This is a genomic window from Pseudomonas sp. GQ91 (assembly GCF_059758795.1).
This window is the reverse complement of sequence record NZ_JCAXED010000002.1, coordinates 467,911-491,078: the sequence shown is the minus strand read 5'-3', so window position 1 is coordinate 491,078 and position 23,168 is coordinate 467,911. Positions and strand designations below refer to the sequence as shown.

Annotated in this window: 28 protein-coding genes; 16 read left to right on the top strand and 12 right to left on the bottom strand. The window is 62.2% G+C overall.

Features of this window, described 5'->3' with window-relative positions:
• Nucleotides 1-4 precede the first annotated feature (4 nt).
• The gene (locus tag AC6CIA_RS04485; RefSeq protein WP_498310814.1) at nt 5-550 is read right to left on the bottom strand and encodes a cysteine hydrolase family protein; all 546 of its coding nucleotides are present in this window, start codon (nt 548-550) and stop codon (nt 5-7) included.
• A gap of 96 nt (nt 551-646) precedes the next feature.
• On the opposite strand from AC6CIA_RS04485, the gene AC6CIA_RS04480 reads away from it, so the two are divergent.
• The 3 genes from AC6CIA_RS04480 to AC6CIA_RS04470 all read left to right on the top strand — a co-directional run bounded on the left by AC6CIA_RS04480 (nt 647) and on the right by AC6CIA_RS04470 (nt 3,678).
• Nucleotides 647-1,639, top strand: coding sequence for a GlxA family transcriptional regulator (locus AC6CIA_RS04480; protein ID WP_498310813.1), 993 nt, complete (start codon nt 647-649; stop codon nt 1,637-1,639).
• 181 nt (nt 1,640-1,820) lie between these two features.
• Nucleotides 1,821-2,930, top strand: a complete 1,110-nt coding sequence (locus AC6CIA_RS04475; protein ID WP_498310812.1) for a DUF3182 family protein — start codon at nt 1,821-1,823, stop codon at nt 2,928-2,930.
• The gene (locus tag AC6CIA_RS04470) at nt 2,920-3,678 is read left to right on the top strand and encodes an alpha/beta hydrolase family protein (protein ID WP_498310811.1); all 759 of its coding nucleotides are present in this window, start codon (nt 2,920-2,922) and stop codon (nt 3,676-3,678) included. The genes AC6CIA_RS04475 and AC6CIA_RS04470 overlap by 11 nt, the downstream gene beginning before the upstream one ends.
• On the opposite strand, the gene AC6CIA_RS04465 is transcribed toward AC6CIA_RS04470, so the two are convergent.
• The 3 genes from AC6CIA_RS04465 to AC6CIA_RS04455 are packed head-to-tail and all read right to left on the bottom strand — an operon-like array spanning nt 3,679 to nt 6,708.
• Entirely contained in the window at nt 3,679-4,650 is a 972-nt protein-coding gene (locus AC6CIA_RS04465; RefSeq protein ID WP_498310810.1) for a lysylphosphatidylglycerol synthase domain-containing protein, read from the bottom strand.
• Complete coding sequence (clsB, locus tag AC6CIA_RS04460; RefSeq protein WP_498310809.1) at nt 4,628-5,932, bottom strand: cardiolipin synthase ClsB; 1,305 nt, start codon at nt 5,930-5,932, stop codon at nt 4,628-4,630. The genes AC6CIA_RS04465 and clsB overlap by 23 nt, the downstream gene beginning before the upstream one ends.
• Nucleotides 5,929-6,708, bottom strand: a complete 780-nt coding sequence (locus AC6CIA_RS04455) for an endonuclease/exonuclease/phosphatase family protein (RefSeq protein WP_498310808.1) — start codon at nt 6,706-6,708, stop codon at nt 5,929-5,931. Before AC6CIA_RS04455 ends, clsB begins: the two co-directional genes overlap by 4 nt.
• A 263-nt stretch (nt 6,709-6,971) precedes the next feature.
• On the opposite strand from AC6CIA_RS04455, the gene AC6CIA_RS04450 reads away from it, so the two are divergent.
• Nucleotides 6,972-7,859 (top strand): sugar nucleotide-binding protein, encoded by an 888-nt coding sequence (locus AC6CIA_RS04450; protein ID WP_498310807.1) that lies wholly within the window; start codon nt 6,972-6,974, stop codon nt 7,857-7,859.
• 113 nt (nt 7,860-7,972) lie between these two features.
• On the opposite strand, the gene AC6CIA_RS04445 is transcribed toward AC6CIA_RS04450, so the two are convergent.
• The 5 genes from AC6CIA_RS04445 to AC6CIA_RS04425 all read right to left on the bottom strand — a co-directional run bounded on the left by AC6CIA_RS04445 (nt 7,973) and on the right by AC6CIA_RS04425 (nt 11,919).
• On the bottom strand, nt 7,973-8,671 hold the full coding sequence (locus tag AC6CIA_RS04445; RefSeq protein WP_339530113.1) for an OmpW/AlkL family protein: 699 nt from the start codon (nt 8,669-8,671) through the stop codon (nt 7,973-7,975).
• Between the two features lie 116 nt (nt 8,672-8,787).
• Nucleotides 8,788-9,306, bottom strand: a complete 519-nt coding sequence (locus AC6CIA_RS04440) for a DUF3299 domain-containing protein (RefSeq protein ID WP_084379755.1) — start codon at nt 9,304-9,306, stop codon at nt 8,788-8,790.
• Nucleotides 9,307-9,317: 11 nt separating this feature from the next.
• Nucleotides 9,318-10,583 (bottom strand): ABC transporter permease, encoded by a 1,266-nt coding sequence (locus tag AC6CIA_RS04435; RefSeq protein ID WP_498310806.1) that lies wholly within the window; start codon nt 10,581-10,583, stop codon nt 9,318-9,320.
• Between the two features lies 1 nt (nt 10,584).
• A complete protein-coding gene (locus AC6CIA_RS04430) occupies nt 10,585-11,295 on the bottom strand; it encodes an ABC transporter ATP-binding protein (RefSeq protein ID WP_339530117.1) in 711 nt (236 codons plus the stop codon).
• A 6-nt stretch (nt 11,296-11,301) separates the two neighbouring features.
• Nucleotides 11,302-11,919 carry a DUF2796 domain-containing protein gene (locus AC6CIA_RS04425; RefSeq protein ID WP_498310805.1) on the bottom strand — a complete coding sequence of 206 codons (618 nt, stop codon included), beginning with the start codon at nt 11,917-11,919 and terminating at the stop codon, nt 11,302-11,304.
• A 134-nt stretch (nt 11,920-12,053) separates the two neighbouring features.
• Here AC6CIA_RS04425 and AC6CIA_RS04420 point away from each other — a divergent pair, with 134 nt between their 5' ends.
• Nucleotides 12,054-12,410, top strand: a complete 357-nt coding sequence (locus tag AC6CIA_RS04420; protein WP_498310804.1) for a hypothetical protein — start codon at nt 12,054-12,056, stop codon at nt 12,408-12,410.
• Between the two features lie 126 nt (nt 12,411-12,536).
• On the opposite strand, the gene trxA is transcribed toward AC6CIA_RS04420, so the two are convergent.
• From trxA to AC6CIA_RS04405, 3 genes are read right to left on the bottom strand one after another with little or no spacing between them, the layout of a single operon-like run.
• Nucleotides 12,537-13,409, bottom strand: a complete 873-nt coding sequence (gene trxA / locus AC6CIA_RS04415; RefSeq protein WP_498310803.1) for a thioredoxin — start codon at nt 13,407-13,409, stop codon at nt 12,537-12,539.
• A gap of 32 nt (nt 13,410-13,441) precedes the next feature.
• Nucleotides 13,442-14,122 carry a class I SAM-dependent methyltransferase gene (locus AC6CIA_RS04410; RefSeq protein WP_498310802.1) on the bottom strand — a complete coding sequence of 227 codons (681 nt, stop codon included), beginning with the start codon at nt 14,120-14,122 and terminating at the stop codon, nt 13,442-13,444.
• Nucleotides 14,119-14,574, bottom strand: a complete 456-nt coding sequence (locus tag AC6CIA_RS04405) for a YbaY family lipoprotein (RefSeq protein ID WP_339530125.1) — start codon at nt 14,572-14,574, stop codon at nt 14,119-14,121. Before AC6CIA_RS04405 ends, AC6CIA_RS04410 begins: the two co-directional genes overlap by 4 nt.
• 138 nt (nt 14,575-14,712) lie before the next feature.
• Between AC6CIA_RS04405 and nrdR the strand changes: the two genes are divergently transcribed.
• From nrdR to AC6CIA_RS04350, 11 genes are all read left to right on the top strand, one after another.
• Nucleotides 14,713-15,177, top strand: coding sequence for a transcriptional regulator NrdR (nrdR, locus tag AC6CIA_RS04400; protein ID WP_165447488.1), 465 nt, complete (start codon nt 14,713-14,715; stop codon nt 15,175-15,177).
• On the top strand, nt 15,174-16,310 hold the full coding sequence (ribD, locus tag AC6CIA_RS04395) for a bifunctional diaminohydroxyphosphoribosylaminopyrimidine deaminase/5-amino-6-(5-phosphoribosylamino)uracil reductase RibD (RefSeq protein WP_498310801.1): 1,137 nt from the start codon (nt 15,174-15,176) through the stop codon (nt 16,308-16,310). Before nrdR ends, ribD begins: the two co-directional genes overlap by 4 nt.
• Nucleotides 16,311-16,344: 34 nt before the next feature.
• Entirely contained in the window at nt 16,345-17,019 is a 675-nt protein-coding gene (locus tag AC6CIA_RS04390; protein ID WP_084379764.1) for a riboflavin synthase, read from the top strand.
• 15 nt (nt 17,020-17,034) lie between these two features.
• The gene (gene ribBA / locus AC6CIA_RS04385; RefSeq protein WP_498310800.1) at nt 17,035-18,126 is read left to right on the top strand and encodes a bifunctional 3,4-dihydroxy-2-butanone-4-phosphate synthase/GTP cyclohydrolase II; all 1,092 of its coding nucleotides are present in this window, start codon (nt 17,035-17,037) and stop codon (nt 18,124-18,126) included.
• Nucleotides 18,127-18,216: 90 nt separating this feature from the next.
• Entirely contained in the window at nt 18,217-18,693 is a 477-nt protein-coding gene (gene ribH, locus AC6CIA_RS04380; protein ID WP_003194576.1) for a 6,7-dimethyl-8-ribityllumazine synthase, read from the top strand.
• Nucleotides 18,690-19,190 carry a transcription antitermination factor NusB gene (nusB, locus tag AC6CIA_RS04375; RefSeq protein WP_498310798.1) on the top strand — a complete coding sequence of 167 codons (501 nt, stop codon included), beginning with the start codon at nt 18,690-18,692 and terminating at the stop codon, nt 19,188-19,190. Before ribH ends, nusB begins: the two co-directional genes overlap by 4 nt.
• An 18-nt stretch (nt 19,191-19,208) precedes the next feature.
• On the top strand, nt 19,209-20,174 hold the full coding sequence (gene thiL, locus AC6CIA_RS04370; protein ID WP_498310797.1) for a thiamine-phosphate kinase: 966 nt from the start codon (nt 19,209-19,211) through the stop codon (nt 20,172-20,174).
• A gap of 38 nt (nt 20,175-20,212) precedes the next feature.
• A complete protein-coding gene (locus tag AC6CIA_RS04365; protein WP_498310796.1) occupies nt 20,213-20,941 on the top strand; it encodes a substrate-binding periplasmic protein in 729 nt (242 codons plus the stop codon).
• A gap of 129 nt (nt 20,942-21,070) precedes the next feature.
• Complete coding sequence (ribA, locus tag AC6CIA_RS04360; RefSeq protein WP_339530136.1) at nt 21,071-21,688, top strand: GTP cyclohydrolase II; 618 nt, start codon at nt 21,071-21,073, stop codon at nt 21,686-21,688.
• Nucleotides 21,685-22,104 (top strand): MFS transporter, encoded by a 420-nt coding sequence (locus tag AC6CIA_RS04355; RefSeq protein WP_498310795.1) that lies wholly within the window; start codon nt 21,685-21,687, stop codon nt 22,102-22,104. The genes ribA and AC6CIA_RS04355 overlap by 4 nt, the downstream gene beginning before the upstream one ends.
• Nucleotides 22,101-22,901, top strand: coding sequence for a cobalamin-binding protein (locus AC6CIA_RS04350; protein ID WP_498310794.1), 801 nt, complete (start codon nt 22,101-22,103; stop codon nt 22,899-22,901). The genes AC6CIA_RS04355 and AC6CIA_RS04350 overlap by 4 nt, the downstream gene beginning before the upstream one ends.
• The last annotated feature ends 267 nt before the right edge of the window (nt 22,902-23,168 follow it).

Here is a 23,168-nt window from a genome sequence, read left to right as displayed (position 1 = left end):
AAGTTTATTCAGGGAACTCGTCCGCTGAGATTACGCTCGCATAACCAAACGCCAATGACGCCATATAAGCACCATGCACCTGGGCCGCCGGGATGGTCACGCCGTTGAACTCCAGGTCGCGCGTGGCGCAGGCATCGTGGATCACCGTGACCTTGTAACCCAGGTCTGCCGCTGCCCGCACGACCCCATCGATGCACATGTGGCTCATGCTGCCGACTACCACCAGATCGGTGATGCTGCGTTGCTCCAGCAGTTCGCGCAGGTTGGTCTCGCGAAACGCATTCACGAAGTGTTTGAGCACCACCGGCTCGTTGTGTTCGTTCAACACCTTGGGATGCAAATGTGCGCCTTCCGAGCCTGGCGTGAAGAAAGGCGCGTCTTGCGATGTGAACTCATGGCGCACATGGATCACCGCATCGCCGGCCTGGCGAAATGCCTTGAGGAGTCGCTGTGCTTTGTCTGCCGCCGCTTCCACACCGTCAAGTGGCCATTTGCCCTGGGGGAAGTAGTCGTTCTGGATATCGATTAGGATGAGTGCTTGCTTGGCCATGAAGGTTGCCTCGTGATGGGTTGATGCGTTCAGTATCGTGGCTGGCGCAGGGCTTGGGGATTGGCCACACCGACAATAGCGGGGGGAAAACTGACAATGGCTCTGGAGCGCTCGATTATCGAGCTGGGCGTGTTGATTTACAGCGGCGCGCAGATGGCCGCGGTCCATGGCCTGACGGACTTGTTTGGGGTGGCCAATCGGATCGCCGCCGAACACCAGGCCGAGCAGTTGCCGTTGTTGCGCGTGAGCCATTGGCAAGTCGATCCCGACGGTATACCTGCGAGGGTCTTTGCCAGCCTTGCGGGGGCCGATCAGCCCCTGATGGCGCTTCTGGTCCCGCCGTCGATTGCCGAGTTTCATGAAGAACAGGCACCGCCGGCGCTGCTGGACTGGCTGCGGCGCCAACATGCGGGCGGTACAGTGTTGGGCGGCGTGTGCATCGGATCGATCATGCTCGCACGCAGTGGTTTGCTTGATGGCCGTCGCGCCACCACCCATTGGTCCTCGGCCGAGTCCTTCGCAGCCCGTTACCCGGCAGTCTGCCTGGAAGCCGACAAACCGATGGTCGATGATGGTGACTTGATCACCACCGCCGGGCTGATGGCCTGGTCCGATCTGGGGCTGCGCCTGGTGGAACGCGTGTTGGGGCCCAGCATCGGCGCGAGCACCGCGCGTTTTCTGGTGATTGAGCACAGCGCCAGCGCCAGCCAGTGTGGAAGCAACTTCGCACCGATTTTCAGCCATGGCGACGCCGCGATCCTCAAGGTCCAGCACTGGCTGCAAGGCTGCGGCGCGGTGAATGTCTCGCTGCCGGACATGGCCCGGCAGGCCGGGCTCGAGGAACGCACCTTCTTGCGCCGTTTCCGTTGCGCCACGGGCCTCAAACCCACCGAGTACTGCCAGCACCTGCGGGTCGGGAAAGCCCGGCAGATGCTTGAGTTCACCCACTCGACCATCGACCACATTGCCTGGACCGTGGGGTATCAGGACCCGAATGCGTTGCGCGAGATCTTCAAGAGAATCACCGGCCTTGCGCCCAGTGATTACCGCAACCGGTTTGGTGTGATCCCCGCTGGCGCCAAGCAGTGAGTCCTGGATCGTGCAAATTGCCGCGTCACGGCTGGCGCATCGTGCATAAGCAAACGGGCCAAGTGCTATCACGTGCCCCGCATCTGTTTGATTTGTGTCGGCTTCCTCGGTCTTTCTCAGGTTTGGCCTGATCCCTGCAGCTTCCAGCCTACATACCTGGCTGGATCGCCAAGGGGGCTGCATGAACTCGACTCAGCGCAAGAACCTCATCGTCGCCCATTCGGTTTGTCCGACGGCGCCGCTCCATGAAGTGAACACCAACCTCCAGCTCGCCCGTTGGCTGGCGCGCACGCTCGGGCTTGAGTTCGGCGGCAGCTACAGCGCCGAGCAACATGCCCATCTGGCTGTGTATTTATTGCCGACCCAGACCCTTGTGGGACCGGCGCAGGCGTTGTCCCTCGGGGTGAAGGGGCCGGAAGACCTGTGGGGCGGGTATGTCGATTACGATTTCATCTGCACCAAGGCTATCAGCCATGGCCTGCGCAGTAGCGACGCGATTGCGCCCGAGGGCTGGTCGCCGTTGTTTTCCGAACGCGTGCGCGGGGTGGTGCTGGACGGCCTGAGCGTGTTTGCCCTGCAGGATGCGCTCGACGCGGCCACGCACGTGTTATATGGCGGCCCGATGCGTCTGAAACCGGTGCATGCCTGTGCCGGGCGCGGTCAGGAAGTGGTACGTAGCCTCGACGAATTCGAGGCCATACTCGCTCGGCCCGATGCCGCGCAGCTGTTCAGCGAAGGCGTGGTGCTGGAGCAGGACTTGCAAGAAGTGGTGACCCACAGCGTCGGCCAGAGTTTTATCGGCGGTCATGTCTTCAGTTACTGCGGTGAACAGTTCCTGACCGAGGACGGACAGGGTGAAGCCGTCTATGGCGGTTCCGAGCTGCTGGTGGTCCAGGGTTACTACGAAGATCTGCTCGCCCTTGAGCTGCCGGATGATGTGCGTTTGGCCATCAATCAGGCCCAGACATTCGATAACGCGGCAGATGAGGCCTATCCTGGTTTTTATGCCTCCCGGCGCAATTACGACATTGCCCAGGGCCTGGATGCTGAAGGGCAACGCCGGAGTGGGGTGCTGGAGCAGTCCTGGCGCATGGGCGGCGCCAGCGGCGCTGAAGTCGCGGCGCTGCAAAGCTTTATCGACAATCCCGGGCTGAAGGCGGTTCGCGTGGCATCCGTGGAGACCTATGTCGAGCAGGCCTTGCCCGCCGGTGCCATTGAGGTTTATCGAGGACCGGCAGACAACAGTGACTTCCTTCTCAAATATGTAACGGTCAAATCCTATGACGGCTAGAAGCGAAACCATCACTATCGAAATCGACGACGAGCAGATGAACGGCACCTTCCTCAGCCCCAAATCCAAGGTGCCGGGCGTGTTGTTTGTGCATGGCTGGGGCGGCAGCCAGGAGCGCGATCTGGAGCGCGCCAAAGGTATCGCCGGGCTCGGTTGCGTGTGCCTGACCTTCGACTTGCGCGGACATGCCGACAATGGCATTCCGCTGTCGCGGGTCACCCGAGAGGACAATCTGCGCGACCTGCTGGCGGCCTACGATCGATTGCTGGCACACCCGGCCATCGACACCTCGGCGGTGGCGGTGGTGGGCACCAGTTACGGTGGCTATCTGTCGGCGATCCTCACCTCGTTGCGCCCGGTACGCTGGCTGGCGCTGCGGGTGCCGGCGCTGTACCGCGACGAGAAATGGCATACACCCAAGCGCGACCTGGATAAAGTCGATTTGCTCGATTACCGCAGCACCCTGGTAAACGCGCAGACCAACCGCGCGTTACACGCGTGTGCGGCGTTTACCGGTGATGTGCTGATCGTCGAATCGGAAACCGATGATCATGTGCCCCACGCCACCATCATGAGTTATCGGGCAGCCTGCCAGCAGACCCATTCCCTGACCCACCGGATCATCGACGGCGCCGACCATTCGTTGAGTGACCCGGTGTCACAGCAGGCCTACACCTCGATCCTGGTGAGCTGGGTCACCGAAATGGTGGTGGGCGAGCGTTTGAGCATTATCCAGTCCCAGGATTGATCAAGAGGGTGTCTTTTTCACCCGCAGTGCCTTGGCCTTGGCCTCCACGCCGAGGTACATCACCAGCGCCACCAGCAGCGGCAAGATAAAATAGATCGCCCGATAGGCAATCAAGCCGGCCAGCAGGCTGCCGTGTGATGCTTCATGCTGCAGCAGCGCAATAAACACCGCCTCCAGCACGCCGAGCCCGGCGGGAATATGCGTCACCACCCCGGCGATGCTGCTGATCAACAACACGCCCAGCACCACCGGATACTCCAGGTTTTTCGGCAACAAGGTAAAAATCACCGCCGCCATCAGCGACCAGTTCAGCGCCCCGAGGGCCAGCTGCAGCAGCGCCATGCGCAAGGACGGCAAACTGATCTCGATGCCCCGCACCGACCAAGACCGGCGCTGGGAAAAACGGCAGGCCGCCAGGTAGCTCAAACTGGCCAGTAGCAGTAGAACGCCGACCCCTTGCAATGCGCCGCTGCTGAGTTTCCAGCCCGGCGGCAGTGTCACCAGGCCGCTGCTGAATACCGCGCCGGCCAGGGTCATGTAGCCAAACCAGTTGGTGGCCAGGCTCAAGCCAAGGATTTTCGCGATATTGCCGTTGCTGACACCCAGTCGTGAATACAACCGATAGCGCATGGCGATACCGCCGACCCAGGCGCTGAGGTTGAGGTTGAACGCGTAGCTGATGAACCCTACCGGCAGGATCTGTTTCCAGCGCAAGGGCTGGCGCACATAGGTGCGACCGATCAAGTCGAAGCATGCATATACCAGGAAGCTGCACAGGGTCAGCCCGGCCGCGATCAGCAAGGTCCGCAGTTTGAAGTCGCTGAGGGTCGCGAGCACTTCACTCCAGTCGATACGCCGGGCGAGCAGGGTGAACAGCACGATCAGCAGCAGGAAAAAAGCAATGGTCAGGGGCTTTTTCCAGCGCGCGAAAAACCCTGGTTGTCTACTGTCAGCCGCGTGGGCTTGGGTCATGATCCTGGCTCCGAGGCTGTTGGATGAAGGGTTTCAAGCGCGGTTTATGCGCGGGCAGCCCGCCGATCCAGGCCGGGAAATGCCGCAACACATGGAACACCACAAAACCCACGGTGACCCGCCATAGCCAGCCGCGTGGGGTGCGGTTTTCCGGCATGGTCTTGCAATGGTTCTTGCTCAACACTTCCAGGCGTTCATACAGCTGTTGATTGAAGCCTTGGTCATGAATCAGCACATTGGCTTCCAGGTTCAACGACAGGCTCAGCGGGTCGAGATTGCTCGAACCCACGGTGCTCCAGTGATCGTCCACCAGCGCCACCTTGCCGTGCAGCGGCCGCTGGCAGTATTCGTGGATGACCACGCCTTCCTTGAGCAAATAGTCGTAAAGCATGCGCGCCGCCAGCTTGGCCAGCATGACGTCCGGTTCGCCTTGCAGGATCAGTTGTACGTGCACACCCCGTCGGGCCGCATTCCTGATTTCCCGCAGCAAGCGATAACCCGGAAAGAAATAGGCGTTGGCAATCACCACCCGGTGTTGTGCCTTGCGCAAGGCGTGCAGGTAAGCTTCTTCGATGTCCGAGCGATGTTGCAGGTTGTCGCGGTAGATCAGCCGCACCAAACCATCACCTTCACCCGGGGCCCAGAGCGCCGGGCGTTGTTCCCGGCGCCGCCAGCCGCGTCGCGTGCGCACCTGGCGGCCGCTTTGCGCCAAGGCGAAGTGGTGTAAATCCGCCACCGCCGGCCCGGTCACCTGCACCGCGTAATCCTGCTTGGCCTCGGGACCGAAATCCCCCAGGTGATCGGCGGAAAAGTTGATCCCGCCGATAAACCCGACAGTGGCATCGACCACCACGATCTTGCGGTGCAGGCGGCGGAACCAGTTGGTACGAAACCCCAGGGTCTTGGAGGCTGGATCGAAGATCTGCACCGACACCCCGGCCGCGGCCAGTTCACCCAGAAAGCCCGGGCTCAGTTCGCCGCACCCAAAGCCGTCGAGGCTGACCACCACGTTCACGCCGCGCTGCGCCGCCTCGATCAGAATGCCTTGCAGCTCGTGGCCGACCTTGTCTTCGAACAGAATAAAGGTCTCCAGCAGAATTTCCCGGCGCGCCTCGCGCAACGCATCGAAGACCTTGGGAAAGTACGCCTCGCCGTTTTCCAGCAGTTCAATCTGGTTGCCAGGCTGCCAGCCGTAGTCCAGGTCACGGGTGTTGGCTTCCTGCGGCGGCTGATCGGTGGCGATGTGCTCCACCGCGACTTTTTCCACGGGGGCACTGTTCATAGTTCGACCTCCACTGACAGGGGCACGTGGTCTGACAGATGGGACCAGGGACGGGACGCCAGCACATGCGGTCGATGCGCCTTGAGGTTGCGTACATAGATGCGGTCCAGCGCCAGCAGCGGCAGCCGCGCGGGGAACGTGCGTGCGTGCTTGCCATGGGCGTGCGCAAACACCTCGTGCAGGCCGCTCTGGCTGAGGTCGGCCTGCTGGCGCCAGTCGTTGAAATCGCCGGCGACAATCAACGGTGCGTCGTCGGGGATCTCGCTGATGCGCCGCGCCAACAGCTTCAACTGCTGCTGGCGATGCACTTCCCGTAATCCCAGGTGCACGCAGATGGCATGCAGCTCTTTGGTGCTGCCGGGCAGGCGCAATACGCAGTGCAAGAGCCCGCGACTTTCATGGCCGCTCTGGGATATGTCGAGGTTTTCATGCTGGATGATCTGGAATTTCGAGAGCAGCGCGTTGCCATGATCGCCATGGGGATATACCGCATTGCGCCCGTAGGCGAACTGCGGCCAGATGCTGTCGGCGAGAAATTCATACTGGGGCATGCTCGGCCAGTTGCTGTAGCGCTGGGGATGACGCTCGTGGGTGCCGTGGATTTCCTGCAGGAACACCACGTCGGCGGCCTCGCTGCGAATCGCTTCGCGCAGCTCCGGCAAGATGAACCGTCGGTTCAGGGCGGTGAAGCCCTTGTGGGTGTTGACCGTCAACACGGTAAAGCGCGTGATGGCGGCGCTGGGCGTGACAGGCACCCATTCTGGAATCGCAGCCATGGTGGCTCCTCTGGATGATGTGTCGAATGACCTCCGTTTAAGGCTGACTGTGATTTTCCAGAGAAAGTTTCGATGGTCCTACGGACGGCACGCCTCCAGTGGCAAAGCGACGGCCCCAAGGGCGCTCACGGGCCAAGGCACTTTATAAGTGACGGTTGCGCTACAAACCCGCAAAATGCCACGATCTGGAAAATACCCACGACACGGCTTATCCGCCTGTCGATAATAGCCATCGTTCCAAACAGACCGGGCCTGCTCAATCTATGCGAATGCGCCTTATGTTACTGGGCGGCGGGAATGCCCTTGGGCAGGCGCTGATTCGCCTCGGTGCGGAGGAAGACATCGGCTTCCTCGCCCCGCGCCCGCCTCAGGACGGCTGGGATGCCGCCAGCCTCACCCAATTGCTCGACGACACCCGTCCCGATGCCTTGATCAACCTCGCCTATTACTTCGACTGGTTCCAGGCGGAAGCGGTCAACGAGACTCGTCTGGCCGCGCAGGAACAGGCGGTCGAGCGGCTGGCCGAGCTGTGTCAGCATCACACCATCACCTTGCTGCAACCCTCCAGCTATCGGGTGTTCGACGGCTCGCGTGCCACGGCCTACAGCGAAAAAGACGAACCGGTGCCGCTGGGCTTGCGCGGGCAGGCGTTATGGCGGATCGAGCAAAGTGTGCGCGCCACCTGTCCGCAGCATGTGCTGTTGCGCTTTGGCTGGCTGCTCGATGACAGCATCGACGGCACGCTCGGGCGTTTCCTGGCACGTGCCGAGACACTGCAGGAGTTGTTGCTGGCCGATGACCGACGGGGCAATCCGACGCCGGTGGACGATGCGGCGCGGGTGATTATTTCCGTGCTCAAGCAGCTCGATTGCGCGGCGCCGCTGTGGGGCACCTATCACTACGCCGGGCAAGAAGCGACCACGCCAGTGGCGCTGGGCCAGGCGATCCTCAGCGAAGCGCGCAACTTCCATGCGCTGGCGGTCGAATCCCCCACGCCGCAGGCTCACGCCGCCCGGCCGGACGCCGCCGATGAACCGCAACATGCGGTGCTGGCCTGCAAGAAAATCCTCCACACCTTCGGCATCAAGCCGCGGGCCTGGCGGGCGGGCCTGCCGGCGTTGCTCGACCGCTTCTATCGGCACGGCCAATGAAAAAGGCGCCTGCATCAGGCTGATACCGATCAGTCAAGCCCGCTCCCACAGGAGGTTGGCTTAACTGATGGGCATTACCTTGTATCAGGCGCCTTTTGCGTAGCGGGCGGCTTTTAGAACTTGTAACCAATCCCCACCATGTAAACCATCGGATCGACATCCACATTGACCTTGGCGCGAGTACCGGCGGCCAGGGCGTTGTTGTCGACGGTGGCTTTGGTGCTGATGTCGATGTAGCGCGCCTGGGCGTTGATCAGCCATGTGTCGTTGATCATGTAGTCCATGCCGATCTGCGCGGCCCAGCCCCAGGAGTTTTCCGCCTTGAAGTTGCTGAAGCCGGCTTGTTCGGCGCGGCTGCCGACGTGCTCGTCATAGATCCAGGTGTAGTTGATGCCAGCACCGACATAAGGCTGGAACGCCGACTTGCTGTCCAGCGGGTAGTACACGACGCTCAGGGTCGGTGGCAGGTGCTTGAGGGTGCCGAGCTTGCCGTTGGCGGCGCCGAGGGCGGTGTTCTTGATTTTCACGTCATGCTCGAATGGCGTGGCCGCCAGCAGTTCGATACCGACGTGGTTGGTGAGCATGTAGGCGAAGTTCAGGCCCAACTGAGTGTCGCTGCTCATGGTCGCCTTGCCGCCCAGATTGGTCCCGGCCAATGGGCCTTGGTCAACCTTGACGCTGCCGCTGTCGGCTTTCGGGTTGACCGTGATCGCACCGGCGCGAACCAGAATGTCGCCGGCTTCGAAGGCGTGGGCGAGGGGGGCGGCGAGGGCAAGCGCGAAGAGGGAGGCGCTGAGCAGTGACTTGTGCATGGGGGGCTCCAAAGGACGTTTTTAGTTGGCTGTGTCCAATGGTAAAGATCGCCGGGCTTGAGCTTTTGACGCAGCTCAATGAAATAGCAAGCTAATGAAAATTCGCCGCCGGGCCCTTACTCCGGCAGCTCATAGGCATAAATTTTCTCGGCATCCATCTGATAGCCGGCATCCGCCAGTTCGCTGGTGGACGGTTTGACCTGCATCTGGCCTTCGATCCAGTACGGCTGGTACAGCTCCTCCAGCTTCACGCCGATTTCGCTTTTGACATGCACGATCTGGTTCGACGGCGGCGGTGGAACGTGGATGCAGGCACCGAAATACGGCACCAGCAGAAACTCCGTGGTGCGGCCTTCCTCACTGACTTCCAGCGGCACGATATAACCGGGCAGGCGGATATGCTGGCCGTCCAGTTGCGGCACCACCGGCGCGTCGGGCAAATCCTGTTTCGCCGCGGGGGCCGCTTCGGCGGACAGTGCGTCGGCCATGTTCGACAGGTCGTGCAGCGGCTGCATGTTGGGGATTTCCGCCGGCGCATCCGCCGGAATCATTTCCTGCCACGACAAAGCCCGAGGCTCGTCGGCCCAGGTTGGCAGGGCCACCAGCACTAACAGCGCGAACAGCAAACGGCGCATCGAAAACTTCCTCATAAACGCACAGATAGCCCATCGGCCAAGGATTGTCGGTAGGCGCGCCATGCCGGCACGCTGCCCATCAGCAGGGCTGCGACGAGGATACCGCCCAACAGCGTCCATTCATATTGGCTGGGCGGTGACAGTGGCAAATCCAGGCCATAGTTGGCTTGCAGGTAACCACGGGAGGCGGCGATGCACACGTAGAGCAGCGCGACGCCCGCCACCACGCCGGACAACGCCAGCGCGAACGCTTCGAAAATCAGCAAGCTCGCAATATGCCAGGGGCGTGCGCCGACCGAGCGCAGGATCGCCATTTCCCGGCGGCGTTCGTTGAGGCTGGTGAGAATCGCCGTGAGCATGCCGATCAAACCGGTCAGCACCACAAACAACGAAATCACGAACAGCGCTTTTTCGGCGGTGCCCATCATGCTCCACAACTCTTGCAACGCCACTCCCGGAAGGATCGCCAGCATCGGTTCACCGCGAAATTCGTTGATCTCGCGCTGCAGGGCAAAGGTCGAAATCTTGTTGTTCAAACCCAGCATGAAGGCGGTGATTGCCTGGGGCGTGAGGTCCATGTTGCGCGCCTGATCGGCACTGATGCGGCCCTTGCCCTGGGCCGGGACGCCGTTATGCCAATCGATGTGAATCGCTTCCATGCCACCCAGGCTGATATGCAACGTGCGATCCACCGGAGTACCGGTGCGCTTGAGAATGCCGACCACGGTGAAGGGCTTGTCATCGTGCTTGACCAGGCTGACCACGGCCACGCCGTGGGCCAGCACCAGCTTGTCGCCGAGTTTGTAATGCAGCGCGTCGGCCACTTCGGCGCCGAGCACCACCTCGAAGGGATCGCTGGCAAACGCGCGGCCGCTGGCCAATTCCAGAGACTGTTTGCGCCCGTATTGGTAGTGTTCGAAATACGATGCGTTGGTGCCCATCACGCGATAACCCCGATGGGAATCGCCGAGGGAAATCGGGATCGCCCATTTCACCCGCGGGTTGGCGGCGAAGTGCTCGAAGCTGTCCCAGCGAATATTGTTAGTCGCGTTGCCAATGCGAAATACCGAGTACAGCAGCAGATTGACCGAGCCTGAGCGGGCGCCGACGATCAAGTCGGTACCACTGATGGTGCTGGCAAAACTGGCGCGCGCTTCGGTGCGTACGCGTTCCACCGCCAACAGCAGGCAGACCGAGAGGGCGATGGCGAATGCGGTGAGGATCGCGGTAAAGCGGCGGTTAGCCAGGCTGGCCATGGCTAGTCGAAACAAATACATCTCAAACCTCGAGCGGGGTGGCGGCGCGATTGAGTTCGGCCAGCGACAGGTTGCGGTCGAACAGCGGCGCCAGACTCTGGTCATGGCTGACGAACAACAGGCTGGCACCGGCTTCGCGGCATTCGGCGAACAGCAATTGGATGAAGGCTTCGCGTGCGTCGTAGTCGAGGGCCGAAGTGGGTTCGTCGGCGATCACCAGTTCCGGCTGGCCGATCAATGCGCGGGCGGCGGCAACACGTTGCTGCTGGCCGATGGACAGCGAGTCGGCGCGGCGCTCCAGCAAATCCTGGTCCTGGAGGCCCAGGTGCGCGAGCAAGGTCGCGGCGGCCTGATCGACGCTGCCGTGGCGCTGGCTCGCGCGTTGTGCCCGCAACGTGGAGAAATGGCACGGCAGTTCGACATTCTCGCGTACCGAGAGAAACGGCAGCAGGTTGAACTGCTGGAAGATGTAGCCGGTATGGTCCACGCGAAAACGATCCCGCGCACCGGCCGACAGCTCGGTCAACTCCTGGCCCAACAGGCGGATGCTGCCCGCCGTGGGCTTTTGCACACCTCCCAGAAGCCCCAGCAGCGTGGTCTTGCCACTGCCGCTGGGACCCTTGAGGAACAGGGTTTCCCCCGGCTCCAGGCGAAATGCCGGAATGTCCAGCAACTGGGGATGACCGGGCCAATTAAAACCCAGGTCGGACAGTTCGATCAGTGCTTGGGTCATGTGAACTCAGAACTTGAGAGTGGTGGCGGCACTCGTCGCTTCAACGCCTTGCTGGCCGCTCGGGCCGATCAGTTGTACCTGAATTTTCCGGGTGGCGGGGAAGGTCTTGAACAGGTTCGCCAGGTCGAGGTTCTTCAGCGCGGTCGGCGTGGCGCAGGTGAACTGGTAGTGAGCGTGGATTTCGCTGTGATCGTGATGATGTTCTTCGGCCGCGGCGCCTTTGCCATCGGTGGCGTGGTCGTCATGCTCATGATCCGCATCGGGCTTGTCGCCAAACAACGGGCTGTTGAGCTCCTGGCTGCTGATCACGCAACCGGCCGCCTTGGGCAGGCTGAACAGCACCAGCGGCTGTTCTAGTTGTTTGCGTGCGGCGGCGACCTTGGCCTTGTCGGCGTCAGTGGTGGCCTGGTGCTCGAAACCCACCAGGTTCATGGCCGGGCTTTCCAGCTCCAGCTCCAGGGACTGGCCATCCAGCACCGCGTTGAGGCGTCCGACGCCGTGTTCGTGGGCACCGAGGCTGGCGTGTTCATGATCGTGGTCGTGATCGTGGTCATGTGCGTCAGCGGCTTGAGCGATGGCCAAGGGCAGCAGGGCAAACGGCAAAGCGAGCAACAGGCGGCGCATAGCAGGACTCCAGGCAATAATGAAAATTTTGTTATGTGATCTTATAACAAAAGAGTCGAGAGTTTGACCGTCTGCTTGGCGTTGCGCAAGGCACATGGGAGCATGCTTGTCAGAAAAATTCTGGAGGACGAGCAATGTTGCGAATTCGTGGAACCATCGGTGAGCTGCCCGTGGACTTGACCCTGGAACTGGACGACGGCGATTGGGCCCGGCTGGGCGTGCAGTTGCAGACGGTCAAACCGGCCGGTGCCGAACCTGTCGGCGCAGCGCCGCCGGCCAACCAGGATGACGCCCAATGGCAGGCCGCCCAGGATTTGCTGCGCCAGGCCGGGCAGCTCAGCGGGCTGGAATTATCGGATCAACTCGAGCGGTTGACGGGCAGCGCGTCGGCGGGCAAGCGCTTGTTAGTGCGCCTGCGCCATAGTGCCAAGGTCAAAGTGGCCAGCGGTGGTGATACGCCGCTCTACAGCTGGATCGACACCGCCTCTTAAGCGCCCCCAATAACGTCAACGATAATGCGTGCTTCCTGGATAAACGCGGCGCCTATAAGTTTTTCGCGAGCAAGCTCGCTCCTACAAAAAAAAGCCTTAAGCCCCCTCGCCACAGGCGGTTGTCACTCAATACAGCGCGGCGAACAACTTGCGGCGATACGCCGTCACCAGCGGATGGTCGTTGCCCAACAGCTCGAAGACCTGCAGCAAGGTCTTGTGGGGCAGGCCTTCGTTGTAGCTGCGGTTGCGGATGAACAGCTTGAGCAGGCCATCCAGCGCCGCTTCGTATTGCTGGCGTGCCAACTGCTGCACCGCCAGTTGATACATCGCTTCATCATCCTGCGGATTTTGCGCCAGGCGGCTTTTCAGTTCGGCGGCGTCGGGCAGGTCAGTGGCCTGACGCAGGAAGGTGATCTGCGCCTTGGCGCCGGCGAGGGCGGCCTTGTGTTCGTCGCTTTTGACGGCATCGAGCACGCTCTGCGCTTCGCCCAGTTCGCCGCGCTCGGCAAGGCAGCGAGCGTAGAGAATCAGTGCGCCGGGGTTGCTATTGTCTTCCCCGAGCAAGGTCACCAGGACGGCTTCGGCATCACTGATACGCCCCTCGGCGAACAGCGCCTGGGCCTGTTCCAGCGGGTCAGCTGCAGCCGGCGCGGGCATCTGCACATGCGGTTCGAGCATCGCCCGTACCGCCGACTCCGGTTGCGCCCCGGCAAATCCGTCCACCGGCTGGCCGTCCTTGAACAGCACCACCGTCGGCAGGCTGCGAATGCCAAAGCGCGCGACGATGTCCTGTTCGGCCTCGCAATCGACCTTGGCCAGCAGCAACTCGCCCTGATAGCTCTCGGCAATCTGCGCCAGCAGCGGCATCAACGCCTTGCACGGCGCGCACCATTCGGCCCAGAAATCCACCAGCACCGGCTTGTGGAAGGAGTTCTCGATAACCGCCTGGTCGAAGGTGGCAGTCGTGGCGTCAAAGATGTACGGCGTTGGCTCACTCATGGGGTATCTCGAAGAACGCGGGAATGGAGCAACTATAAGGGCTGGCGGGGTTGGCTGAAAGCGCGTCGCGAATGATACAGACTCACCTTGCGAAACTCCCAGGGCTCGGCCAGGTCCGGCAAGGTCAGCGCATCGAGTATTCCCAGGCGCTGGTAATCGGGGTGTTGAAAATCCCGCACCCGCGAATCGGCGACCAACGCTTGCTGCCCACGTGTGAGGAATTGATCCAGCAGTGGCAGGTTTGCCCGGTCGTACAGCACATCGGCGACCAGAATCAGGTCAAAGCGATCCGCTTCGGCAAAAAAATCGGCCGAATAACCCAGCTCCACGCCATTCAGCGCTGCGTTCGCCCGGCAGGCTGCCAACGCCAGGGGATCGAGGTCACAGGCCACCACTTCCAGGGCGCCGGCTTTAACTGCGGCAATCCCGGCAACCCCGGAACCCGCGCCAAAATCCAGCACCCGCTTGCCCGCTACCCACGTGGGATTGGCCGCCAGATAGCGTGCCAGCGCCAGGCCGCTGGCCCAGCAAAAGCTCCAGTAGGGCGGCTCATGCAGAATGCGCCGGGTTTCTTCGGGGCTGAAGGCGCGGTCCATGTTATCGGCGTCCAGCAGCCACAACGACAACTCGGTATCGGGCAACGCGCAGGCCAGCAGCTGTGCGTCACCGATCAACTCACTCAAGGCGCGTTGCAGGTCCAGCGGTGGCGTCATGGGGCGCGGACGAGTTGCAAGGGCCCGGTGGTCTGGGTGATCGCTTGCTGGATACGCACCGCCGGCAGGTGCAGGATCAACTGGCCGGACTGGCTGGCACGACCGCGCAGTTCGACGCGGCCGCCCGTTGGAAATGCCTGCGGGTTGAAGCGCAAGCGGAACGCCAAGGGCTTGTTGTTGCCGATCAGCACGCTGCTGGCCAGCAGTTTTTGCGGCCGATCGCGTTCATCGATCACCAGCAATGCCAACTCGACTTCGGCCCCGGCGGGCACGCCAGTGAGGGTGCCGCTGACTTCACGCTGATACGCCGGCAACGGCCCGAGGGGTTCCTGGCCGGGAATTTTTTTCTGCTGTTGGGGCGCAGGTTGCGGCGCGGCGGGTTTTGGCGCTTCGCTGCTGCAGGCGACCATAAGGCTGAGCACAGTGAGTAGAACGAGTGGTCGTAGCGGCATGTACGGCTCCAAAAACGCGAAAAATCAGTGATCTTAAGATAAAAACATAATAGTCAGCCTATATACCGTAAAGGCTATGGCTTGTCTTGCGACGGGGATGCGCTACCATGGCCCTCCCATTTTTTGTTGCCTGCCACCATGCACTGTCCCTTCTGCGGTGCCAACGACACCAAGGTCATTGACTCGCGTCTGGTCGCCGAGGGCGATCAAGTGCGTCGCCGGCGTGAATGCCTGGCCTGCGGTGAACGTTTCACCACCTTCGAAACCGCCGAACTGGTGCTGCCGCGTCTGATCAAATCCGACGGCAGCCGTCAGCCCTTCGACGAAGACAAACTGCGCGCCGGTATGCAGCGCGCCCTGGAAAAACGCCCGGTGAGTGTCGAGCGGCTGGAAGCGGCGCTGGCGCATATCAAGCACAAGCTGCGGGCGACCGGCGAGCGCGAGGTCAAATCCCTGGTCGTTGGAGAACTGGTGATGGCCGAGCTGCAAAAGCTCGACGAAGTCGCCTATATCCGTTTCGCCTCGGTGTATCGACGCTTCCAGGACCTCAATGAGTTCCGTGAAGAAATCGACCGCCTGGCCCGTGAGCCGGTTAAAGAATGAATGGTCTGTCCGCTGAACAAGTGATCCTCGATGCTCATTACATGGCGCGTGCCCTGGAATTGGCGCGCAAGGGCCTGTACACCACTCATCCGAACCCGCGAGTGGGTTGCGTAATCGTGCGCGACGGGCAGGTGGTCGGTGAAGGCTGGCACGTGCGCACCGGCGAACCCCATGCCGAAGTCCATGCCCTGCGCGCCGCTGGCGGTCAGGCCCGTGGCGCCACGGTCTACGTGACGCTGGAACCCTGCAGCCATCACGGTCACACGCCGCCGTGCGCCGATGCGTTGATCAACGCCGGTGTCGGCCGCGTCGTGGCGGCGATGCAGGACCCGAACCCGGAAGTCGCCGGACGTGGCTTGCAGCGTCTGGCTCAGGCCGGAATCGCGGTCCGCAGTGGCGTACTTGAACCCGAGGCACGGCTGCTCAATCAAGGTTTCATCAAGCGCATGGAACACGGCCTGCCGTTTGTGCGGGTCAAATTGGCCATGAGCCTGGACGGTCGCACGGCCATGGCCAGCGGCGAAAGCCAATGGATCACCGGCCCGGCGGCACGCGCCAACGTGCAACGCCTGCGGGCCCAGGCCAGCGTGGTGCTGACCGGTGCCGACACGGTGCTGGCCGATGGCGCGCGCTTGACCGTCCGCGCCGCCGAGCTGGGGCTGGATGAGGCGACCACCGCGCTGGCCATGTCCCGGCCACCGCTGCGCGTATTGATTGACGGTCGCCTGCGCGTACCGTTGAATGCGCCGTTCTTCAAGGCCGGGCCGGCGCTGGTGATCACCTGTGTAACGCCGGACAACCAATACCCGACGGGCCCGGAGTGTCTGGTGGTGCCCGGTGTCGAAGGCCAAGTGGATCTGCGCTCGGCGTTGGTTGCGCTGGCTGGCCGGGGCGTCAACGAAGTGCTGGTGGAAGCCGGTCCAAGCCTGGCCGGCGCGCTGGCCCAGCAAGGCCTGGTGGACGAATACGTGATATTCGTCGCCGGCAAGTTCCTCGGTTCCGCTGCCCGGCCGTTGCTGGATTGGCCGCTTGAGAAGCTCGCGGACGGCCCCCAACTCAAGATCACTGAAATGCGCGCTGTAGGCGACGACTGGCGAGTCACTGCCATTCCTGTGCCAGCAGCGGGCGTATAATTTCCGGCCTGCGCCGAGCCCCCAGGAGGACTGCATGTTCACCGGCATTATCGAATCCATCGGCAGCATCCGCGCCATGACCCCCAAAGGCGGCGACGTTCGCCTGCTGGTTGAAACCGGCAAGCTCGACCTCGGCGATGTCAAGCTGGGCGACAGCATCGCCGTCAGCGGTGTGTGCCTGACCGTCATCGAGTTGCCTGGCAACGGTTTTGCCGCCGATGTCAGCCGCGAAACCCTGGACTGCACGGCGATGAACGACCTCAAGGCCGGCAGCCCGGTCAACCTGGAAAAGGCCCTGACCCCGACCACCCGTCTCGGCGGGCATCTGGTCAGCGGTCATGTCGACGGCGTAGGCGAAGTGGTGGCCCGCAGCGAAAACGCGCGCGCCGTGGAGTTTCGCATCCGTGCGCCGAAAGAACTGGCCAAGTACATCGCCCACAAAGGCTCGATCACCGTCGACGGCACCAGTCTGACCGTGAATGCCGTGAATGGCGCCGAGTTTGAGCTGACCATCATTCCCCACACCCTGAGCGAAACCATCATGGCGTCTTATCAGCCAGGACGCCGGGTGAACCTGGAAGTGGACTTGCTTGCCCGTTACCTGGAGCGCCTGCTGATGGGCGACAAGGCCGCGGAGCCTGACTCTTTACAGGGGCCAGGTAACATCACCGAAAGTTTTCTGGCCGCCAACGGCTACCTGAAATCCTGACCAAGGGGGTGCCGCGTGGCGCTCAATAGCATCGAAGAACTGGTTGAAGACATCCGCCAAGGCAAGATGGTCATCCTTATGGATGACGAAGACCGCGAGAACGAAGGCGACCTGATCATGGCCGCCGAGCTGTGCCAGCCTGAACACATCAACTTCATGGCCAAGCACGCACGGGGCCTGATCTGCATGCCCATGAGCCGCGAGCGCTGCGAGCTGCTCAAGCTGCCGCTGATGGCTCCGCGCAATGGTTCGGGGTTTGGCACCAAGTTCACCGTATCGATCGAAGCCACCACTGGCGTGACCACCGGTATCTCCGCCGCCGACCGCGCCCGCACCGTGCAAGCGGCTGCCGCGAAAGACGCCAAGGCCGAAGACATCGTCAGCCCGGGCCATATCTTTCCGCTGATGGCCCAGCCGGGCGGCACCCTGGCGCGCGCCGGCCACACCGAAGCGGCCTGCGACCTGGCGCGCATGGCCGGTTTCGAGCCGAGCGGAGTGATCTGCGAAGTGATGAACGACGACGGCACCATGGCCCGTCGCACGGAGCTGGAAGCCTTTGCCGCTGAACACCGCATCAAGATCGGCACCATTGCCGACCTGATTCACTACCGGATGATCCACGAACGTACCGTTCAGCGGATTGCCGAGCAGCCGCTGGACAGCGAACTGGGACAATTCAACCTGGTGACCTACCGTGATTCGGTGGAAGGCGACGTGCACATGGCACTGACCCTGGGCACCATCAGCGCGGAAGAACCGACCCTGGTGCGCGTGCACAACATGGACCCGTTGCGCGACCTGTTGATGGTCAAGCAGCCGGGACGCTGGAGCCTGCGAGCCGCCATGGCCGCGGTTTCCGAGGCGGGCAGCGGTGTGGTGCTGCTGTTGGGCAACCCGGTGGATGGTGACGTATTGCTGGCGCATATCCGCGAAACCGCTGACCAGGTGCCGGTGAAAAAACCGACCACCTACAGCATCGTCGGCGCCGGTTCGCAGATCCTTCGCGACCTCGGCGTGCGCAAAATGCGCCTGATGAGCGCGCCGATGAAATTTAATGCGATATCCGGTTTCGACCTGGAAGTTGTAGAATACGTGCCCTCCGAATAAAGGCCGGCGATTTCAGCCCCTTGTTCGCGGTTCAAATATCACTAAGGGACGCGTAATGAACGCGTCCCGGCTCTTTAAGAGATTTGTCGAATGACCCTGAAGACCATCGAAGGTACCTTCATCGCCCCCAAGGGCCGCTATGCCCTGGTGGTTGGCCGCTTTAACAGCTTCGTGGTTGAAAGCCTGGTAAGCGGTGCCGTGGACGCCCTGGTTCGCCACGGTGTGAGCGAAAGCGATATCACCCTGATCCGCGCCCCCGGCGCCTTCGAAATTCCACTGGTGGCGCAAAAAGTTGCCCAGCAGGGTGAGTATGCGGCGATCATCGCCCTGGGCGCGGTCATTCGTGGCGGTACCCCGCACTTCGAATACGTGGCCGGCGAATGCACCAAGGGCCTGGCCCAGGTATCCATGGAGTTCGGCGTACCGGTCGCCTTTGGCGTACTGACCGTTGATTCCATCGAGCAAGCCATCGAGCGTTCCGGCACCAAGGCCGGCAACAAAGGCGCTGAAGCGGCGCTGTCCGCCCTGGAAATGGTCAGCCTGCTGTCGCAGTTGGAGGCCAAGTGATTAGCGACGAAAGCGATCGTTTCAACCCGCGCGAGCCACGCCCCGCGGACGCCGGCAAGCCGTCCAAGCAGGAAAAGCGTCGCGCTGCGCGTCAGTTGGCGACCCAGGCGCTGTACCAGCGCCACCTGGCGGGTGCTTCGCTGAACGAAATCGAAGCCCAGTTTCGCGTCGACAATGACTTTACCTTCGCCGACCAGACCTATTTCCACGACATCCTGCACGGTGTGCATGCCAACCTGAGCGAGATCGATGCCGCGCTGACGCCCTGCCTGGACCTGACCATTGAAGAGCTGGATCCGGTCGAGCTGTGCGTCATGCGTCTGTCTGCCTGGGAACTGCTCAAGCGCGTCGACGTGCCGTATCGCGTGGTGATCAACGAAGGCATCGAACTGGCGAAAGTCTACGGTTCGACCGACGGTCACAAGTTCGTCAACGGTGTGCTCGACAAGCTCGCTCCACGCCTGCGTGAAGCCGAAGTGAAGGCCTACAAGCGCTGATTCGCGCTGGGGGCCCCGATGGGCGAGTTTGAGCTGATCCGTAAGTACTTTGCCGCCGCGCCCTGTGCGCAAGGCGGCGAAGGCATTGCCTTGGGGATCGGTGATGACTGCGCCTTGCTGGCGCTCCCTGCCGGGGAGCAGTTGGCGGTTTCCACCGATACCCTGGTGGCCGGCGTGCATTTTGCCGACCCCTGCGATCCTTTCCTGCTCGGCCAGCGCTCGCTGGCCGTGGCGGTCAGCGACTTGGCGGCCATGGGCGCCAACCCGCTGGCCTTTACCCTTGCACTCACCACGCCCACGGTTTCGGCCGATTGGCTGCAACGCTATGCCCAGGGCTTGAACGCCATGGCTCAGCGCTGTGGCGTAGGCCTGGTGGGAGGCGATACCACGCGTGGGCCGTTGAGCCTGACCGTCACGGTGTTTGGTCGCGTCCCGAGCGGCCTGGCCTTGACCCGCGGTGGCGCACAGCCGGGGGATTTATTGTGTGTCGGCGGGGATCTGGGCAACGCCGCCGGCGCCTTGCCGCTGGTCCTCAACCAGCGTACCGCGCCGCCAGCGATTGCCGAGCCGCTGCTGGCCCATTACTGGTCGCCACAACCGCAACTGGCCCTGGGTTTGGCGCTGCGGGGCAAGGCTACATCAGCCATGGACATCTCTGACGGCTTGTTGGCCGACTGTGGGCATATCGCCAAGGCTTCAGCACTACGCTTGGTGATTGAGCAACAACGACTACCCTTATCCTCGGAGCTGCTGGCGTTTCTTGGCGCGGATGAGTCCCGGTCCGCGGCCTTGAGCGGTGGTGACGATTATGTGCTGCTGTTCACGCTGCCGCCGGCCGAGTTGGCGCCATTGTTGGACAGTGGCTGGCCGGTCAAGGTGGTCGGACGGGTGGAGCAAGGTCAAGGGGTGGCGCTGGTGGACTCCGCCGGACTGGACATTACCCCGGTGATTCGTGGCTATCAGCATTTTCGCGAAACGCACTGACACCTCCATCCTGCCGTGTTCTACCTGAGGTCGTGGTTATGGTTGTTCGTCACTGTTTATTGATATTGCTCTGTGTATTCAACTGCTCGGTACGGGCCGATGAAGTCCGCGCGGTGCCTGGCGAGATTCGCCTCGCCAGTGAAATCTGGACGGATTACACCAACGCCGATGGCAGCGGCCTGGCCTGGGATGTGTTGCGCAAAGTGTTCCAGCCGGCCGGGGTCAAGGTCGTCGTCCAGACCATGCCCTATACCCGTTCGGTCGGCCTGGCCCGGCGCGGTGAAGTCGACGCCTGGGTCGGCGCTTACCGTGATGAAGTCGAGGGCGTGCTGTATCCGCACTGGCACTTTGATTTCGACGCCGTCTACGCCCTGGGGCTGGCGAGCCGTCCGACGCCGACCCTGGCGACCCTGGGCAATTACCGTCTGGCCTGGGTGCGCGGCTATCGGTACGAGAAATACTTGCCGAACATTCGGCGTTTCAACCAGGTCGAGCGGCGCAGTGGCATCTTGTCGATGCTCCAGCATGACCGGGCGGATTTCTACATTGAAGCGCTGGACGAAGCGCAATACATCCTGGGCCAGGCCCCGGACCCGTCTGTCTTCAGGCTCACGCGGGTGACCGAGTTGCCGTTGTTCCTCGGCTTTACCGACAATCCGCGGGGGCGGGCGCTGATGGCATTGTTTGACGCCCGCATGGGCACGCTGGTGAAAAACGGCGAATTGAAACCGATCTTCGAGCAATGGGAGCAGCCGTATCCATTCTGACGCCCATAGAACCCAGACAAAGGCCAATCGAACCGATTGATCTTTATCAGCGATAATTCAGCTTAAGCGTCTGTAGGAACCTGCTGTTACAATGCCCGCCTCTGTGAAATCTGAAATCAGGAGCACACGGTGCCCGTCGTTTTCGTCGCCGCTTCCAAGCTGCCTACCCCTTTTGCCACGTTCACCATGCATGGCTTTCTTGAAGAAGCCACCGGCCGCGAACATGTCGTGCTCAGCCTGGGCGATATCGCCGACGGTGCCCCGGTTCTGGGGCGCTTGCACTCCGAATGCCTGACCGGTGACGCGCTGTTCAGCCAGCGCTGCGACTGCGGTTCGCAACTGGAAGCCGCTTTGCAGGCCATCGCCCGTGAAGGCCGTGGCGTATTGCTGTATTTGCGTCAGGAGGGCCGTGGCATTGGTCTGCTGAACAAGATCCGCGCCTACGAACTGCAAGACGGTGGCGCCGATACCGTGGAAGCCAACGAGCGCCTGGGGTTCGCTGCTGATCAGCGCGACTACGCCATCTGCCTGCCGATGCTCGAGCATCTGGGCGTGCAATCCCTGCGCTTGATGACCAACAACCCGCGCAAGGTCAAGGCCTTGACCGACATGGGCATCACCGTCGCCGAACGTGTGCCGTTGCACACCGGTCACAATCCGCACAACAAGCTCTATCTGGCGACCAAGGCCAGCAAGCTCGATCATATGATGGGTAACGAGCACCAGGGCGAGGTCGACCGGGCGTGACGCGCGGCCAGGTCAAACGGCGCTTGTCGGTCAACTGGTGGCAGTACCTGGCGCTGGCGCTGCTGCCGTTGTTCGTGATCAATATGCTGTTTGGCAAGAGCGAGCCGTTGCTGCCGATGTTGGCGATGCCGTTTTTTATCGCCGGCGCCGCTTCTATGTTCGCCAGCCTGCGCTTTTTTCACCCTTATAAACACGCGTTGATCGCCACCGGCAAAGCCCTCGACACCGCCGAAGAGCCCGCCGCCTGGATCGCGTTGGCGGCCCGGCGGCGCGCGGCGTTGCTGGTGGCGGCGTTCCCCGCCTGGATCGGTGCGTTGGCAGTATTTGTCGGCCTGGAAGCGGTGCCGCTGTTCCTGTTGGCGCTGTCGACCCTGGTGTTGTTCTACCTGTACCGCATCCCGCGTCAGCTGGGATGACGCGCGTCTGGCTGGCGCTGCTGTTGCTGGCCGCGAGCGCGTCGGCAACGGCATTTGAGCGGGTGGTCAGCCTCGCCCCGTCCTTATCTGAAATCGTCGTTGAACTGGGGGCCGCCAAGCTGCTGGTGGGCGTCCTCGACGGCGGCGAGCGGCCCGCGGCGCTGGCGAACGTGCAATCGGTGGGTCGCTACGGGCAGTTGAACATGGAGCAACTGCTCAGCCTCAAGCCCGATCTGGTATTGCTCTGGCCCGGTAGCGTCGGCCCCGCGCAGCGCGAGCAACTGCAACGCCTGAACATCCCGGTCTACGTCGCCGAACCGCATAGCCTGGAGCAACTGAGCGGCCAGGTCGAAGCCATCGCCCGGCAACTGGGGCGTGCCGAGGCGGGCCGACAATTGGCTGCGCAGTTGCGCCAGCGCGTTGCCGGGCTGCGCCGCCAGTACCAGCGGGCCGAGCCATTGCGCGTGTTCTATCAAGTCTGGAATCCGCCGCTGTATACCGTGGGCGGTGCGCAGATCATCAGTGATGCGCTGGGCGTCTGCGGGGCGCGCAATGTATTCGACGACCTGAAGCTGCCCGCGCCGCAGGTCAGTATCGAGTCGGTGTTGCAGCGCAATCCCGAGGTGATTCTGGCGGCTGACCAAATGCAGCTGAATGCCTGGCACGCCTGGCCGCAGGTCGCGGCCGTAGAGCAGGCGCGCTTGCTGATCATCCCGGACAAGGGGCTGGAACGGCCCAGCGGGCAGATGGTCGAGGCTGTGGCCAGGTTGTGTGAAGTGCTTGACCCTGGCCGTTGAGGCATAGGTATCTACACAATTTTGCCTCAACGCTTAACTCCTGGCAGGTAGAGCTGTTGTGGCGAGCGGGCTTGTCGGAACGCCGCATCGCCCGCTTTGGGCTGCGAAGCGGCCCCAAAACCAGCCGAATGCGGAGTATCTGATACTCCGCATTCGGCTTACTGGGACTGCTTCGCAGTCCAACGCGGGCGATGCGGCGTTCCGACAAGCCCGCTCGCCACAGAGAAATCGTCAGTTTCTGACAGTTGGGTAGATGCCTAGGTCGTT